Annotated in this window: 12 protein-coding genes; 3 read left to right on the top strand and 9 right to left on the bottom strand. The window is 64.3% G+C overall.

Annotation, left to right across the window (positions count from 1 at the left end):
- Positions 1-59: 59 nt before the first annotated feature.
- The 4 genes from JQ573_RS07775 to JQ573_RS07760 form a co-directional block, all read right to left on the bottom strand.
- Positions 60-1,454, bottom strand: coding sequence for a hypothetical protein (locus tag JQ573_RS07775; protein WP_212311004.1), 1,395 nt, complete (start codon positions 1,452-1,454; stop codon positions 60-62).
- Between the two features lie 1,141 nt (positions 1,455-2,595).
- Complete coding sequence (locus tag JQ573_RS07770) at positions 2,596-2,766, bottom strand: hypothetical protein (RefSeq protein WP_212311005.1); 171 nt, start codon at positions 2,764-2,766, stop codon at positions 2,596-2,598.
- Between the two features lie 233 nt (positions 2,767-2,999).
- Positions 3,000-4,376: a sensor histidine kinase gene (locus JQ573_RS07765; protein ID WP_212311006.1), complete on the bottom strand. Its 1,377-nt coding sequence runs from the start codon at positions 4,374-4,376 to the stop codon at positions 3,000-3,002.
- A gap of 219 nt (positions 4,377-4,595) precedes the next feature.
- A complete protein-coding gene (locus tag JQ573_RS07760) occupies positions 4,596-5,258 on the bottom strand; it encodes a response regulator transcription factor (RefSeq protein WP_092125249.1) in 663 nt (220 codons plus the stop codon).
- A 348-nt stretch (positions 5,259-5,606) separates the two neighbouring features.
- Between JQ573_RS07760 and JQ573_RS07755 the strand changes: the two genes are divergently transcribed.
- Positions 5,607-5,990: a VanZ family protein gene (locus JQ573_RS07755; protein ID WP_212311007.1), complete on the top strand. Its 384-nt coding sequence runs from the start codon at positions 5,607-5,609 to the stop codon at positions 5,988-5,990.
- 88 nt (positions 5,991-6,078) lie between these two features.
- Here the strand turns inward: JQ573_RS07755 and galE are convergent, their stop codons facing one another.
- The 4 genes from galE to JQ573_RS07735 all read right to left on the bottom strand — a co-directional run bounded on the left by galE (position 6,079) and on the right by JQ573_RS07735 (position 10,118).
- Positions 6,079-7,074, bottom strand: a complete 996-nt coding sequence (gene galE, locus JQ573_RS07750; protein WP_212311008.1) for a UDP-glucose 4-epimerase GalE — start codon at positions 7,072-7,074, stop codon at positions 6,079-6,081.
- 172 nt (positions 7,075-7,246) lie between these two features.
- Positions 7,247-7,876, bottom strand: a complete 630-nt coding sequence (locus JQ573_RS07745) for a transglutaminase-like cysteine peptidase (RefSeq protein ID WP_249131259.1) — start codon at positions 7,874-7,876, stop codon at positions 7,247-7,249.
- 328 nt (positions 7,877-8,204) lie between these two features.
- Positions 8,205-8,867: a ParA family protein gene (locus tag JQ573_RS07740; RefSeq protein ID WP_092125246.1), complete on the bottom strand. Its 663-nt coding sequence runs from the start codon at positions 8,865-8,867 to the stop codon at positions 8,205-8,207.
- 15 nt (positions 8,868-8,882) lie between these two features.
- Positions 8,883-10,118 (bottom strand): glycosyltransferase family 4 protein, encoded by a 1,236-nt coding sequence (locus tag JQ573_RS07735; protein ID WP_212311655.1) that lies wholly within the window; start codon positions 10,116-10,118, stop codon positions 8,883-8,885.
- 194 nt (positions 10,119-10,312) lie between these two features.
- Between JQ573_RS07735 and JQ573_RS07730 the strand changes: the two genes are divergently transcribed.
- Positions 10,313-11,254, top strand: coding sequence for a hypothetical protein (locus JQ573_RS07730; RefSeq protein WP_249131257.1), 942 nt, complete (start codon positions 10,313-10,315; stop codon positions 11,252-11,254).
- A 25-nt stretch (positions 11,255-11,279) separates the two neighbouring features.
- On the top strand, positions 11,280-13,835 hold the full coding sequence (locus JQ573_RS07725) for a glycosyltransferase (RefSeq protein ID WP_212311009.1): 2,556 nt from the start codon (positions 11,280-11,282) through the stop codon (positions 13,833-13,835).
- On the opposite strand, the gene JQ573_RS07720 is transcribed toward JQ573_RS07725, so the two are convergent.
- Entirely contained in the window at positions 13,776-16,115 is a 2,340-nt protein-coding gene (locus JQ573_RS07720) for a glycosyltransferase family 2 protein (protein ID WP_212311010.1), read from the bottom strand. The two genes, JQ573_RS07725 and JQ573_RS07720, sit on opposite strands and share 60 nt — an antisense overlap.
- Between the last annotated feature and the right edge of the window lie 174 nt (positions 16,116-16,289).

Below are 16,289 nucleotides of genomic sequence, written 5' to 3'. Positions count from 1 at the left end.
CCGACTTGGCGGGGCCCGTCGGTTTGCCGTCGAGAATGCCCACGAATGGCGCGCTCTCGCTACCCCGCGCGAGACGACTTGCGCTCGCCGGTCACGGCGTTCTCGGCCGCCCGGTTCATCAGCGAGGCGTAGTCGTGTCCGAACAGCACCTCGCAGAAGCGGATCGCGGCCTTGACCTGCTGCTGCCGGAAGGTGCGGACCCGGGCGTCGCCGCCGCGTAGCGACTGCACCAGCCCCTCGGTCGACTGCTCGACATAATGTTGCAGGTCCGAGAAGGTCCGCAGCGTCACCTCGTTGATGGCGAGTTCGCTGGCATAGGTGCGGCACACCGCGACGAAATCGATCAGGGCGGCGGCATCCTCGACCTCCGACGCATCGATCTTGGCGCCGGCCGTGATGTCCTTGTCGGCGCGCTGGCGCAGGATGCGGCGGACCCGGCCCGGCACGCTGTCGATCTCCGATTGCAGCGCGTTCGAGGTATCGGCGCGCACCGAGGTGAGCTGGCGGCCCCAGGTGGAATCGTTGCGCAGGTCGAGCTCGGTGCGCAGGCCGCGGACCCCGTCGTGCAGGGTCTTGAGCTGGTCGCCGACATAATCGAAATGCCCGCGCTTGATGTCGGTGCGAAGGCAGGCCGCGACGAATGACAGGTCATGCAGCGCGATGGTGACGGCGATGCCGTACGGCGTTGCCGCGACCCGCAGCTCGTCGTCGGAGGCCGCCATCTTGATCGCGAGGCGGATGAGCTGCCATGGCGCGGCGAGCCGCTGCGCGATCAATGACAGCGCGAACGGCAGCAGTTGCGGCGTCTGCAGCGACGGCAGCTTGAGCGCCTCCATCGCCGAGGCGATCTGGGAATCGGAAAACACCCTGATCTGGCTCGGCAGCCGGCTGCCCAGGGTTTCCAGGGCTTCACGGGCCTGCAACACGAGGCCGATCGGCAGCAGGTCCTCGACAACGCTCGGGGGGCCCACGCGCGCCAACGCGCGCTGACGGTCGTCCTGGGTCGGCCCCGCGATCTTGAGGATGGCTTCCGCAGCCGCCAGCTGGAACTTGCGCGCGGCGATCTCCATCGGACCGCTCTCCGAGGCAGCCGCCAGCGCCTTCTCGAATTCGCGGGCGGCCTCGGGCGCGCCCTCGCGGGCGAGCCACTGCCAGATCGGCAGCAGCGAGGCACGGCGGAGCTGGCCGGCTCGGGTCGGGAAATTGGTCTCGGCAAGGAACGGCTCGAGCGGCCGGAACAGCAGCCGCGCCGGGTCGTCACTGCGCGGCTGGATCTGCTCGTCCTCCTCGACCCCGCGCACGATCTTGCGCAGCTGCTCCAGAACCAGATTGGCGATCGCGACATCATCGCCGCGTTCGACGGCGCGCTCCAGCTCCCGCATCAGCAGCGCCTGCGATTGCGGCGGAAGCTGCGCGAGATAATCCCTCAGCCGCTCGGTCGATTTCTGGCTCATGCCCGGTCGTGAAAGCTAGGTGCCCGGCAAACGCCGCAGCCCGTCCGCCCGCGATGATAGAGGTGGGCGCGTTAAGAAGCCGTTTAGGAATAATAGCGGGTCGAGCCGCCCAAAAGGCTGCGCCGCGTCCGCAGGCCAATTCGCATATGACGTCTGCGAAGATTGTCCGCGAGCTCTCCTCGCCTCCCCCCGCAAGCGGGTGCTGTCCTCATTCGGACACGCGCTCCGGGAAACCAGGACATTTGTCAAACGCCCTGGAAAAAGTGGCAGTTTATTTGCGTTCGATTCACACAGGTGATTTCTGGAACAGCCCGCTGATTCGATCCTTTCGGAACTGGGCAGGGTGTTTCATTAAGATCAAATTACAGCCCAGAAGGGGCCGTCAATTATCGGCAACCGGCGGTTCGGCGTGAGAATGGGAATAAAGAACGGCTCCAGCATCACCTCCAAGGGTGCTGGGGCCGTTTCTTTGCGCGCCACAGGAACGAGGCGTGTTGGCTGGCGGTTGTTTTATGTCCGGCGTCCCCGCCGGGCGCGTCGGATGACGTATGTAAACTCGGTCCCGGCTTGCGCCCCCTCGCTGGGGCCGTTTCTTTTTCACGGTTAGGAACAGCCCCCGGTGACGTTCCGTTGTCGCGTGGTCCCGGTGCTCAAGACGGACAGCACTTGGACACGGCCTCAGCGTTCCCCCGGCGCTGGGGCCGTTGCGCGTCACGCGCACTGGCCGTTCGGCTCCAGCGGCACACGGCATCCAGCAAATCATCGATCGTCCAAACCTGCTTAGCAATAACAAGCGCTATAGCTGGCGTAGTCCGCAGTGCATCATGCACGCGGCAGAGATTGATGGTGACGTCGGCAAAGAGTTTCTAGGTCGCGGATGATTGCAGCCCCCCAGCGCGCAGCCATTCGGTCATGCTAGCGCCAGCCTCAGCTTGCCGGGCTAGCTTCAGGAGCGCTTCTCTCTCGATACCTGGGGCGAGCGCTTCGGCCTGTTCGCGTAGCTCTCTGGCTCTCTCAACAAGGCGCGCTTCAAGTGAATCGGTGTGTCTGACCCGACGTCGAATTTGGCCCATGTGACCTTTTTCCTCGCTCAGTTCCTTACGGGAACGGGGCTGTAAATCCACATGGGAATGCAAAGTTCCTATCGGGCTTCCTTCATGGTCCGCTCGACTTCATCGGCTAGCGTCCGGTGATGTGCGGCCAACCTAGCGAACAGTTCTTTCTTGGACTTATTGGTCGCCAGCTTGCTGATTAGCTCGCACTCTTCCGCCTCGACACGAAGCTTCTCCAAGTGCGCCTGCATGTCCTTCATGGGCCGTCTCCCGAGATCGGGGGATGATTGCACGGGGAACAAGCCGCACAATACGACTTCTGGAACTCCGTTCACCCACGGAGAACCCCGGGATTGGATCTGAACCTTTGATCTAGATCATGGGCAAGAACAGATGGCGTCCCGCACGAGGGCTTATATACGGACGGCACCTGCAAGCGGGAGCGGGTGCGAACCGCCTTCGCGACCGCCATTTAACCGAATTCCATCATGCCCTACACCGCAGGCAGCATGAGCTCGGCCCGCAGGCCGCCGATCGGCGCGTCATTCAGGGCGAGCTTGCCGCCATAGAGGCCGGCGAGATCGGTCACGATCGACAGGCCGAGCCCCGAGCCGGGCTTCGATTCGTCGAGCCGCTGGCCGCGCCGCGCCACCTGGGCGCGCTCGTCCTCGGACAGGCCGCGGCCGTCGTCATCGACCACGATGCGCAGCTTCGGCCCGGCGCCCGGGGCCTCCGGCGGCACGACGGTGACCTCGATAAACACCTGCGAGGCCGCCCATTTGCAGGCGTTGTCGACGAGATTGCCGACCATCTCCTCGAGGTCCTGCCGCTCGCCGCGAAACCCCGCCGCCGGGTCGGCCTTCGCCTCGATCGCGAGATCGCGATCGCGATGGATCTTCTCCATGGTCCGGCGCAGCGCCTCGATGACAGGGGCGACGTCGGTGATGGTGCTGACGATGGTGGCCCGGGCGGCGATCCGCGCGCGCTCGAGATGGTGCGCGACCTGGTCGCGCATCAGATCGGCCTGCTCCAGCACCTTGCTGGCAAAGGGATCGCCGGCATGGGCGCCGGCTTCGTTCACGATCACCGACAGCGGCGTCTTGATCGCATGGGCGAGATTGCCGACATGGGTGCGCGAGCGCTCGACGATCTCCCGGTTGGCATCGATCAGCGCGTTGGTCTCGCGCGCGAGCGGCGCGATCTCGACCGGAAACCGGCCCTCCAGCCGCTCGGCGCGGCCGGAACGGATATCGGCAATCGAATCCGAAATGCGCTTGAGCGGCGCGAGGCCGTAGCGCACCTGGAAGATCGTGGTCAGCAGCAGCACGATGCCGAGGGCTGCGAAGGTGCCGCCGAGATAATAGTCGAAGCTGCGCGTCTCATCGAAGATCTCGGTCGCATCGCCGGCGACGCTGACCAGGAACTTGCCGTCGGCGCCGAGGTCGACCGGGCGCTCGACCACACGCAGGCTCTGGCCTTCGGGTCCATCGACATAGCCGAGGCGGACCCCGGCGGCAGTCAGCTCGGCGCCGTGCTCCTCGAGCTTCGGCAGCTTCTTGTCCCACAGCGAACGCGAGGCGCGGGTTTCGCCCTTCTCGGTATCGGTGCGGGTGATCTGCCAGTACCAGCCCGACAGCGGAAGGTCGAACAGCGGCTCGCCGAGCGACTGGAACTGGCGGTCCGCCGGCTCGTCCGGCGTCGCCACTTCGGCGATCAGGGTGCGCAGATAGAGATTGAGCCGCCGGTCGAAGGCGCGCTCGGTGGCGTCGCGATAGACCGACGACAGGATGACGCCGGTGATCGCCAGAATCACCACCACCCAGGCGGTCGCCGAGACGAACAGGCGGGTCGCAAGCGAGCTGCCGCCCATCAGGACACAGGCTCGAACAGCGTGTCAGCGGCAATAGACGTCAGGGACTCAAACATTGGCGAATCCAGTTCTCCCGGCGCGGATCATGCCAATGCCCGTGTACGCCGATCAAGCGCTCTAAGAACATGATCCGATTGAACAGGATATGCTCTCATCCTTTTGTTTGGTCGCGTCTTCTTCACGCGAGCGAACTGGTTATCCACTTCGCTCGAAAACGCTTTAAGTCGGCGGCGACAGCATGTAGCCGAGGCCCCGAACAGTCTGGATGATATCGACTTCCAGCTTCTTGCGGATGCGGCCGACGAACACCTCGATGGTGTTGGAGTCGCGGTCGAAGTCCTGGTCGTAGAGATGCTCGACCAGTTCGGTGCGCGAGACCACCCGCCCGGTGTGGTGCATCAGATAATCAAGCAGGTTGTACTCGTGCGAGGTCAGCTTGATCGGGTTGCCGTTGACGGTGACCCGCTTGGTCCGGGTATTCAGCGCCACCGGCCCGCAGGTCAGCTCGACCTGGGCATGCCCGGTCGCGCGGCGCAGCAGCGCGCGGATCCGCGCCAGCACCTCCTCCAGATGGAAGGGCTTTGCGACATAGTCGTCGGCGCCGGCATCGAACCCCTGAACCTTGTCGCTCCAGCGGTCGCGCGCGGTGAGAATCAGCACCGGCATCACCCGCTTGTTCCGCCGCCAGGCCTCGAGCACCGAGATACCGTCCATCTTCGGCAGGCCGATATCCAGCACGACCGCGTCGTAGGGCTCGCTGTCGCCAAGGAAATGCCCCTCCTCGCCGTCGAACGCGCGATCGACCACATAGCCGGCGTCCGTCAGGGCGGTGGTGAGCTGGCGGTTCAGATCCGGGTCATCCTCAACGACGAGCAGACGCACTTTGGCCTCCGAGAGTGAGCATTGCGATATTCCGGCATCAAATGAGGCTCCCGGCCGTGAACGGCCTATGAATGGAGCCGCAGGGCAAACCTTATTTTTTCGTCAGGTGCACCACCCCCGGGAACCCGCGCAAGCGCGACAGGTTCCCGCAAAGAGATGCGCGCCAGGTGGGACCGAGTTTCAGCATACGGTATTTTAATACCTATAATTTGGCAACAGGACGACGCGTCGTGTCGGTCACAGTCGGCGGGCAAGTTAACCTTCGGCCACCATTTCCATGTCGCTGACACCTGTGATGCGCTAATCCAGCCAGGGGGTCGTCTGCGGTACAGGACCGGGAATACTTTGTTGGAAATTTCACAGATACGGAAGTTCGGCGTGATTGCGGGCTGGCTCGCGCTTGCCTTTATCGCCTTCGTGACGCTATCGCCGATCCAGGACCGTCCGTCGTTTTTCCCCCCTCAGACCGAGCGCTTCGCCGCATACGCAGTGATGGCGATGGCCTTTGTGTTGGGTTACCCGCGGCGTACCGCGCTGATCGTGCTCTTTGTCGTCTTCAGCTCGTTCACACTCGAAGCGATGCAACTGCTGACACCGGACCGTCACGGCCGCCTGCTTGACGCGATCGTCAAGGTGGCGGGAGGTCTTGCCGGCATCGGCACCGGTCACCTCATCCTGCTGGTGCTGCGTAGTCAGTTCGGCCGGCTGAGGTCGCGCACGGACGCAGCTTAGTCTTCCGCCATTTTGGGCATGATCTCCGCACACCGTTCCGCGCTTGTCGTGACGGAAAGCCGCGCTTCGCACGTTTCCGGATCATGCCCTATCGCCGGCGTGGATGCGCCTTCTGGTGCCACGCCCAGGCCGAGCGAATGATGTAGCCGAGATCCGACCGGCTCGCCTTGAAGCCGAGGCCGCTTTCCGACCTGGAGGGATCGGCAACCAGGATCGGCGGATCGCCGGCCCGGCGTTCGCGCACCACGCTCGGCACCGCTTCACCGGTCTCGGCGCGGATCGCGTCGAGCACCTCGCGCACCGAATAGCCGGCGCCGGTGCCGAGGTTGAACACACCGCCGGCATGCCCCTTCAACAGCAGCTCGAGCGCCGCGATATGCGCGGTGGCGAGATCGTCGACATGGATGTAGTCGCGCACCGCAGTGCCGTCAGGCGTCTCATAATCTTCGCCGAAGATCGCAAAGTCCGGCACGTGCCCGAGCAGCGCCATCAGCGCGCGCGGAATCAAATGCGTTTCGGGATCGCGGAGCTCGCCGATGGTGCCGGATGCATCGGCGCCGCAGGCGTTGAAGTAGCGCAGGCAGACCGATTTGAACTGATAGGCGGCGCGATAATCGTCGAGCATCTGCTCGATCATGAACTTGGAGCGGCCGTAGGGATTGACGGTCGGCCCTGCGGCGCTCTCGGGAATGGGATCGCGCCCGGCATTGCCATAGACGGCGCCGGTGCTGGAAAACACCAGGCGGTCGCAGCCTGCCTCACGCATGCCGCGCAGCAGGCCGAGCGTGCCGGCAACGTTATTGCCAAAGTATTTCTGCGGATCCGCGACGGACTCGCCGACCGCGCTAAACGCGGCGAAGTGCATCACGGCCAGCGCATCGTGCTCGCGGATGGTGGCGGCGATCCTGTCATGATCGGCGACGTCGCCGATCACGAGCGGTCCCCATTGCACGAAGTTGCGGTGGCCGGTGGAGAGGTTGTCGTAGACGACCGGGAGAAACCCGGCCTCGGCGACCGCCTTGGCGCAATGGGATCCGATGTATCCCGCGCCGCCCGTGATGAGGATCGAACCCCTGCTCGCCATTGAAAACGCCGTCCCTGCGCGGACCAATCCCGCGCCTCAACAATCGCAATGATGGGTACGACATTCCGTCCGGCGCAGCAAAATGACGATGGGAATAGCGTTAAGACCGAACGGATTTACCGCCGCAGCGACGGCTAACGCGCCCCCAGCGGGGCGTTAGCAAATTCAGATGTCAAACGCCGGCCTGCGCGAGGGCGGCCCAGCGATCGGGGCTCGCCGGGGTCTGCATCCTGACCCAGCGATAGCGCGCCTGCGACCAGTTGCGGATCTGCGCGTTCAGATTGTCGAGCACGACATCGCCGCCCTGGGCGCGGACCACCAGCACGAGATGATGCTCGCCCCAGGAGGTCACCACCTCGCTCAGCAGCAGGTTGCGCATCGGCCAGCCGCGCGCCAGCAGCTCATGGCGCTTGCTGACGGCATAGTCGTTGCAATCGCCGCGTGCCGGATTGATCAGCCATTCCTCGCCGGCGAGGCCACGCTCGTTGCGCTGTGGTGCGATGCTACGATTGACCGAGGCATTGACCTCGATCAGGTCGGCCATGCGCTGCTTGGTCAGACGTGTTGCGCCGCCGCGGAACACCACGCGGGCACGCGGCTTCGGCTTGCATTCGTCGGCATAGCGCATGCAGAACATGACGTAGGCCATCGGCGCCAGCGTCGGCTCGCTGAAGCGGATCTTCTCGACCATGCCGCGCAGCGGCAGCGGCGAGCCGATCATTGCAGCCTGCGTTTGCTGCGCGCTGGTCCCGAGCGCGACGATGGCCAGCAGCAAGGCCATCACTCTCTTGACGTTGTACATTCTTCACTCCCCACAGTGAGGGGAAGCATGTACGGGAAATGTCTTGAGCTTAGGCTCAGGCGCGCGGCGGCATTTGCCTCAAATGCTCAGACGCGAGCGAGCAGTCCGTTAACCAAGCGAGGTTCGCGCGCCGGCAAGCCTTTCGGTTGCCGAACGATAACGCACATGCCGGTCAACGAATCGCGACTCCATCGCGCTTCCGGGCCATTTCTCCTGCTTGTTCGGAGGACGCCGCCGGCAGATGAAGCGGCCGTCGCGGCGCAGGATTTCTTGCTCCCATGCAGGCATGGTTAGCCTGATGTGAAGCAGCCGGAGCGCTCAGTTGAATCTAGACCGTCACGCGCTGCCGGGGTGCGATCCCGCACCAGCTCATGACGAGATCGGCGAGCGTCTTGATCTCGATATCCGCGGGCGTACCGCTGGCGAAATCGGCAACCGATTGCCCCAACGCGACGGCGCGAACATAGGCCGAGCGGCTTCCGATCATCGGTCCGATCTCTTCGTCGAGCGTATCCAGCTCCTCGATCAGCTGCTGGCCCTCGAGCGTGCGCTGGTCGACGCGGTTCGGCACGATCATGGCACGGAGCGCGGTTCGCCGCGTCGCGCGCACCTCGCGCACGATGTCGAGTGTCCGCGCAGTGGCCTCGATGTCGAGGCCGGACGGCGTACAGGGCATCAGCACGATATTGGCGACCGCGAGCACGGCGCCCAGCACCCGGTCGTTGGGCGCGGAATCCACGACGATGATCTGATGCGGAATCTGGCGCATCAGCCTGGCCCATTCGGCAACCGGCCGGGTTTCCGGATCAAGCTGGTAGACGGGAAACGACAAATTGCCGGGCTCGGCCCAGTGGCAGGCGGACGCCTGGGAGTCGGCGTCGACCAGTCCTACCAAGCCCGTACGCCGATCCAGTTCTGCAGCCAGCAAAACCGCAAGGGTCGTCTTTCCGACCCCGCCCTTGCGCTGGGCAACCGAGATGACAAGCGGCATCGCTAGCTCCTGGCGTTATCCCCCGTGCGCGCGCGCGAGGACACCTTCATCGACGAGCGTCAGCATCCGCGGCAGACAGACCCGCTTTGCGTCGTAATTGTCTCGCACAAAGCTCCTCGCCTTCATCCGCATCTTCTTGAAGGCTTTCGGCCGTGACAGCACCGAGACGACCTGATCCGACAACGCATCAATATCAAAAAACGGCGCCAGCAGGCCGTTGCCGTCCGAGATGATATCGCGAAGCGGGGCGGTGTCGGATGCCACCACCGCACATCCCGCACTCATGGCCTCCAGCAGCGACCATGACAGCACGAAGGGATAGGTCAGATAGACGTGCACCGAGGATATCTGCAGCAGCGCGAGATACTGGTCCCGCGGAATCCGGCCGAGGAAATGCACGCGGCGCAGGTCGATGTCCGATCTGATTTCGTCGAGGAACATCGACTTCCAGCTCGAGCCCTTCGGCGGATTCGCGCCGTAGGATGTCCCGCTGCCGCCGACGATCACGACCTGCGCATTCGGCCGCGCAGCCAATATCCTCGGCAGCGATCGCATGAAGACATGGAATCCGCGCACCGGCTCCAAATTGCGCGAGACGTAGGTGATCACCTCGTCGTCCGCCGACAGTGTCGCGCCGTTCGGAAGCTGAAACCTGGCGACGGGATTGGGCTTCACCTCGTCGGTGTCGACGCCCTCGTGGATGACATCGATCTTGCTCTGAAACTCGCGGGGAAAGGTCGACCTCTGCCATGGCGTCGGCGAAACGCCGGAATCGCATTCCGTGAGCGCCAGCAGCGTCGTCGCGTTCTTCAGATGAAGCGCGACATTGCCGTCGAGGCCCGTCATCGGAAACTCGGGATCGAAGCCGACGTCCCTGCCCTCGGCGCCGTAGTAGAATTCGCAATAGAGGATGATCCGCGCTTTCGGAAACATCGTGCGCAGCGGCAGCGTCTCCCCCCAACCGGGATGCGCGAAGATCAGGTCGGGCACGAAGCCCTGCCCCGACAGCGACGACAGCGCATACAGGACCTCTTCGGCACGCCGCGCCTCGACGTCGAAGCGGCGGGCAAAGGGATGGACCATCGCGGAGTCCGACTTGGTCGTCGAATATTTCAGCAGCCGGATATCCCGCGTCGTGCTCGCGGTCGATGAACCGACCGCAACGACCTTGTTTCCGGGCTGCTCCGCGAGCGCACGCGCAATGTGGCGGTACTGGGCTGGAAAGTTGTTGTGGACGAAGAGGACGTTCATTGGCGGGCGGGCGCGCCCCCCGGCCGCGCGGTCTTCGGTTGGGGTCATGCTCGAGATCATGACCGGCAGGGTGTCTTCGATATGCACGTGCGAACTATCTCACCGGATTAACATTACCCCCCTTCTATCACACCAATTTTTGGGGCACACTGTGGGAAACATATCGATCCATTCCGTTAGGCTCACAGGCGACCATGAACGAACAGATTCAGCAGAAAACCATCGACCTGGCACGGGGTCTTTTCCTGGTTCGCTACAATGGCGCGGAAGACAAGACATCACCTCCGGTGGTGCGCGTCTATGCCGATCGCGCCAGCCTTAACAATTGTAACATTATTACCGGACCCGATGCGGCCAATGGAACCCTGTTTGCGCCCGAGACCGCGCTGGTCGTGTCGGTGGCCCGGCCAAGCCGCCTGATCGTCGAGGTCACGGCAGGGCGCGTCGGGGGCTCGACCGCCGCCAATATCAAGATCGAACCGCTGAGCCAGGGACAACCGGCCGTGCAGCCGATCGGTCAGCCGGCCAGCCAGCCATTCGACACCTACGAGCCCGAGGCCGGCCCTGACGAGCTGAGCGCCCTCAAGCTGCTCGCGCATGTCGCGGGTTTGGGTGACGTGACGGTCGGCCCGAATACCTGGATTGCCGGACCGGCCGCGCCGGCCCGAATCGAGGGAATTTCCCTCGAATGGCCGAACAAGCCGTACGATCTCAACCTGCAATATGCGGTCAAGTTCGCCAGGCCGCAGCGCGGCGACAACCAGTTCGTTCCGCTCGGAACCTTTGCCGGAACCCGGGGACGCGCGCTGGCCATCACAGGGTTCTCGCTGGAGGCCACAGGCCCCGGCGCGGATCGCTACGCCATCGCCGCCGAAACCATCTTCCTCGGGGCTCCCGCCTTGCGCGTAACCGGGAACCGGATTGTGGTATCGGGCCCTTCAGGCCGGGAACCCTTGGTGGGCCTCAAGCTCAGTCTTGAGGAGCACCGGGCGCAAGCAGCGCCCCTCGCGCCCCGGCAGCCAAGGCACGCTGAACCCGCTCCCCCGATGCCTATGCCGCGCCAGGAGGCACCGCGCCTCGAGGGACGGGTACGCGTATTCCGGAGCCGGCAGAACGCGGTCAAGACGGCGGGCTGACCATGCGGGCAGACAAGGGCGACATTTGACCGCCGACGCGCGCAGGATCGCCTTTACGTCCAGAACGCTCCACCATGTCGATCTCGAGCGGGCCGCTGTCAGGGCGCTCGAGGCACGTGATTTCCGTCGCGCATTTGCGCTCGCCGACCGCCGCTGCCGGATCTTACCGCATCCGGGCGCCCGCGCCCATTTGCTGCGCGCAGAAGCGCTGTTTCGCCTCGATCTCAAGGAAGCGGCGGTCGCCAGCGTAGCCAAAGCGCTCGAGCTCGAACCGGACGATCTTGCCGCCGCTCGGCGAATGATGGCTTGGGGCGACGGCGTTGCGCAGATCGAAGCCGCACGAAGCGTCGCGCGGCGCGATGACGATCCGGATTCCGTCAGGAGCGCTCTCCTGCTGCTCGAGCAGAACGGTCAGGACAGCTGCGCCCGTATCGACTTCCTGGATGAGGAAGTGAAGGGATGGGTGACGTGGCGAGGCGCGGACGATCCCCACCTTTCACTGGCGCAGGCCGATCAATCCAGCACCGTCCAGCTTCCCGCCGATCCCCGTCACAGGTTTGCGGTCAATGGACGACGTGCTGCAAGCTTCCGTCTGATGCGGCCGGCGTCCGCGACCTCGCAACGCCTCGAGATCGCGCAGGCGGGCCGCGTCATCGCGAGCATCCAGCTCCCGGCCAACCGCGCGCCGGATCGCCGCGAGGCGCCACAACGGCCACCTCGCGCTGAGAGGGCCGAAACTCCGCCGCTCACCATCATCATTCCGGTGTACCGGGATCTGGCCGCGACGCGTGCCTGCATCGAGAGCGCATTGACGGCCGTGGCTTGCACGCCGGGTGCGACCATCGTCGCCGTCGATGATGCGTCGCCCGAGCCCGACATCAAGCGCCTGCTCGGCGAACTGGCGTCCGAGCAGCGCATCCGGCTCCTGACCAACGCGCACAATCTCGGCTTTGTCGGCGCGGTCAACCGGGCGCTTGCCGAGACCGATAGCGGCGACGTCGTGCTGCTGAACTCGGATACGACGGTGCCGAAATACGCGCTGCAACGCCTGCGGAGCGCGGTGCAATCGACGCCGGGCGTCGGCACGGCGACCCCGCTCTCGAACAACGGCGAATATACCAGCTTTCCAGTTCCGAACCGGTCGAACCCCCTGCCCTCGCCCGACGAACTTGAATTGCTGGACGAAATTGCCGGCACGGCAAATTCCGGGATCGCCATCGACATTCCCAACGGCATCGGGTTCTGCCTCTACATCACCCGCGAATGCCTCGACGCCGTGCACGCGCTCTCCGACGATTTCTATCGCGGCTATCTTGAAGACGTCGACTTCTGTCTCCGCGCCGCGGAGGCCGGCTTCCGCAATGTGTGCATCCCTTCGGTCTTTGTCGGACACGAAGGTTCGCGCTCGTTTCTTGGCGAGAAGCGTTCGCTGGTGCTGCGCAATCTTCGCGTGCTCGAGCACCGTTACCGGCGCTATGCGACGGAGTGCGCGGCGTTCCTGCTCGCCGATCCGCTGCGTGATTGCCGCGCGGCGCTTGAGCTCAAGCTGCTCTGCAACGAACCGCGCGCCGCCGGCCCGCACGTCATCCTCTGCGGCTCCGCCGTTGGCCGCGAGATTGCCATCAGGCGGTGCCGGCAACTCGCGGCGGACAACAAGCGCGGGCTGATCGTTCACTTCCGCGCCGAGGGACGACGCCAGCTGGCTGCGATCTTTGCGCCGGACGGCGGAGCCCCGCAGTCGATCGCACTCGACGTTGCGACACCCGAGGGACGCGAAGCCTTTCTGAGGTTTCTCACCGATCTCCGAATCCGCTCGCTCGAGATTTCGGAACCGAACCGCATCCCCGGCGCATGTTTCGCGCAGCTCACGCAACATTTCGCCTACGAGCTGCTGATCACCGACACCAGACTTGCCGTGCGTGCCGCGATTGGATCGGGCCTCCATCCGGACTGGACCAGTCTCGTCGAAGGGGCCCGAGGCGTGATCGCGATCGGCGAAGATGGGGCAGCCTTTTCGGTCTCGGTTCTCGGCCTGCAAGTGGTCAGGCCGAGCGACCCGCTGGTGCGGCCGGCACGGCATCCCGCCGCGAGCAGCCCGGCGCGTCTCGGCCTGCTTGCCCTGCGCGACAGTGCGGCGGAATTTCGCTTCGTGAGAGCGCTCAGCGATCAAATCGCCAATGCCCATGCAGACACCGAGATCATCGTGCTCGGCACCACCCTCGACGACCTCAAGCTGATGCAGCGGACCAATGTCATGGTCACCGGCGAAATCGCCGTCGACGACGTCGCGACACTCATCGAAGGTCACGGCATCACGAAACTGGTGCTCGACATCGGCGAACCGGCATTCGGGCATCCGCTGGTCGACGCGCTGCTGGCGAGCGGATTGCCGGCCGCCGCGACGGAATGGCTTCCGACACCGCCGGGACGCAGCCGAAAGACCGACCTCAAGCTGCAGCCCGGCTTTGACGCCGATGAAATGGTTGCCGCTGTCCTCGACTGGGTGGTCGAAGACGTGCAGCTACATCCCGATCGGAGGAGCAGTCGGCACAGGCGGGAGGTTGGCGCGCGGCTTCCATGACCGCGGCGGCCATGCAAGCGAGGAGAACGGCGTCGAATCCAGCCCGAGCAGCGGGCTGTAATAGGGATCGTCGAGCAGCACCTCGCCCCACTTCGCGCGCAGCATCGCCAGCTCGCGCCCGAAGCGTGCCTTGCGGTCCGGCGCGGAATCGCGGCCCCGGCTTGCCGACTCCAGGTGAACGAGCTTCGCGTCCGGCGTGAATACGATCCGCTTTCCGATCTGACGCAGCTTCAGGCACAGATCGATATCGTTGAAACTGATCGGAAAGCGGACCTCATCCATGCCGCCGACGGCCACGAAATCGCGCTTGCGCATCAAGAGGCACGCGGCCGTCACCGCCGAACATTCGTGCGCCACCTGGAGCAGATCGCCGTAGCCGGGATCACCATCCATCCGGTCGTTGAAGGCATGCGCAGCCGAGAAATTGGCCCCCAGCACCACCCCGCCATGCTGCACGACGCTGCTCGGCCAGAGCAGCTTTGCGCCGACGGCTCCGACGTCGGGAGCGGACAGCCGCCACAGCATCTCCGCCAGCCAGCCGTCGTCGAGCGCCTGGATGTCGTTGTTGAGAAAGCAGATGTTCTCCGTGTCGACGCAATCGACGGCGGCGTTGTTGATGGCTGCGAAGTTGAAGGGCCCTTCGACCGAAATGACGTCGATGTCGTCCGCCGAAAGACCCTCGAGATAGTCCAGCGCTTCCGGCTCGCTCGAGCTGTTGTCGACGACGAGAATCCGGGCGTTGGTCTCATGTGCGGCCGGCAGGACCGTCTCGATACAGCGCTTGAGGAGTTCGGCGCGGTTTCTGGTCGGGATGATGATGGTGGTGCGCTCGTTCCAATCGACCGCGCGCTTGACCCGCACAGCGGGAAGAAGCCCCGCTTTCCGTGGCTCGACATTCGCCTCGACGCCGATCTCAGCAAAATACGCCTGGCTTGCAGCGACCAGCTCGGCGGTTGCGGCGGACGCATCAATTCGCGGCAACGCCGCAACCGATCCCGGCAGATGATAGGTTCGCTCGGCATCCACGCAGCCAATGAAGATGTCGTAGAGCGACGCCGCCGATCGCAGCGTTTCCACGGCTCGTTCCCGGCGCACCGCAAAGCAATACGCGCCATAGCCCTGCTCGAGTGCACGTTCGCGGTCGAATGCCGAGAACGCCAGCGGCCAGACCGCGCCGGCGCCGGCCGCGACCTCGACGTCGCCATAGACGAGATCGCAGCCGGGCTCGGACGCGAACACGTCGGCGAAGCGCTGCAAGGCATCTTCCGCAAGGATCGTCCCGCTCAGACAGAAGACAAAGAACGCACTGTTGGCGGCATCGCCGTCGACGAACTCGCGCGCAGCTTTCGGCTCGAACTGACTGAACCCCCGCGCCGGCAGAGACACCGCCGACCAGGCCGCGTGCCGCTGGGCCTCCAGGCTCTCGATGCTTTCGTCCACCCTGGCATCCCCGATCAGGACGACCGCGGCCTCGGATGGAACGTCAGGCGGTGGTGTCGGCGAGAAGCGCTCTTTCCAGCTGCGATAGGTGTGAAACGGCACCGAGGCAGGCAGGAGCTGATCGAACAATTGCCCGCGCAGCCGCTCGCTATCCCAGCGTCCGAGCTCGGCGATGGTCTGCTCCAGGCCGCGCTCGAAAGCGACGAATGCGACCGGCTCCGAGATCAGGCTCCGTCCCGAAATTGTCCGCGCGGACAGCCCGCGCACGCGGCCGTCGGCAAAATGCTCAGGCAGATGAAAATCGACGCGGCGGCCGACGCCGAACTCGCTGCCCCGCGCAACGTTGGTCCACCCGGTCGGCTTCACGGTCATCACCGGCCGTTGCGCGATCAGGATCTCGATGTCTTCGTCGACGTCTTGCGAGAGCCAGCCCTCGAAGCGCAAGCCTCCGGCCCATTTGATCTCGCCGATTCGGTGCCACTGCGCTTCCGGTGCAGCGACATCGCAGCGAATCGGAGCACCGACCGGACTTCCGATATTCGCCAGCCTTGCCTCGATGATCGCAGCGTTCGAGCTGACCTCGTCCTGCACGTTGAACGTAAAGCCAAATCGACCATCGCCGATTCCGGCATCGGCAAGCTCTGTTACAAACTCGTCACATAATGATGACATGTATGGCTCGCCGTCGACCAGCAGCTCGACGGCGTAGCGTCGGCTGGGATCGGCGCGGTCATAAACAAATCCAGAAAACGTGGTGCGATCGTATCTGGAGAATTGCGTCTGCAACGACGCGTATTCAGCTCCTGAGGGCCTCTGCTTGCCAATCGTCTTCGTGCTCATGTCCACCCCTCAAACGGCGGCCCGATTGTCGGTCGATTTCAAGTTGAGAATGTGTCCATGGCCCGCCCTGGGTGACTAGCGAGCACTCAACTGCACTGAGGCGATCACCGTTTGCACAAAAAGCCGCCGAGCTTCAACACAATCGATACGCTATAAAACTTGGCGTTATCGGCT

Origin of the sequence: Bradyrhizobium sp. AUGA SZCCT0105 (genome assembly GCF_018129565.1) — a bacterium.
Lineage (GTDB): Bacteria > Pseudomonadota > Alphaproteobacteria > Rhizobiales > Xanthobacteraceae > Bradyrhizobium.
The sequence above is the reverse complement of the archived record's forward strand: the minus strand, read 5'-3'. Positions and strand labels throughout refer to the sequence as shown.

Bases quoted from the DNA above. Each gene is read 5' to 3' on its own strand.
- JQ573_RS07720 (WP_212311010.1), bottom strand. From the start codon at position 16,115: ATGAGCACGAAGACGATTGGCAAGCAGAGGCCCTCAGGAGCTGAATAC.
- JQ573_RS07775 (WP_212311004.1), bottom strand. From the start codon at position 1,454: ATGAGCCAGAAATCGACCGAGCGGCTGAGGGATTATCTCGCGCAGCTT.
- JQ573_RS07740 (WP_092125246.1), bottom strand. From the start codon at position 8,867: ATGCCGCTTGTCATCTCGGTTGCCCAGCGCAAGGGCGGGGTCGGAAAG.
- JQ573_RS07765 (WP_212311006.1), bottom strand. From the start codon at position 4,376: ATGGGCGGCAGCTCGCTTGCGACCCGCCTGTTCGTCTCGGCGACCGCC.
- JQ573_RS07735 (WP_212311655.1), bottom strand. From the start codon at position 10,118: ATGAACGTCCTCTTCGTCCACAACAACTTTCCAGCCCAGTACCGCCAC.
- JQ573_RS07745 (WP_249131259.1), bottom strand. From the start codon at position 7,876: ATGTACAACGTCAAGAGAGTGATGGCCTTGCTGCTGGCCATCGTCGCG.
- JQ573_RS07770 (WP_212311005.1), bottom strand. From the start codon at position 2,766: ATGAAGGACATGCAGGCGCACTTGGAGAAGCTTCGTGTCGAGGCGGAA.
- galE (WP_212311008.1), bottom strand. From the start codon at position 7,074: ATGGCGAGCAGGGGTTCGATCCTCATCACGGGCGGCGCGGGATACATC.
- JQ573_RS07730 (WP_249131257.1), top strand. From the start codon at position 10,313: ATGAACGAACAGATTCAGCAGAAAACCATCGACCTGGCACGGGGTCTT.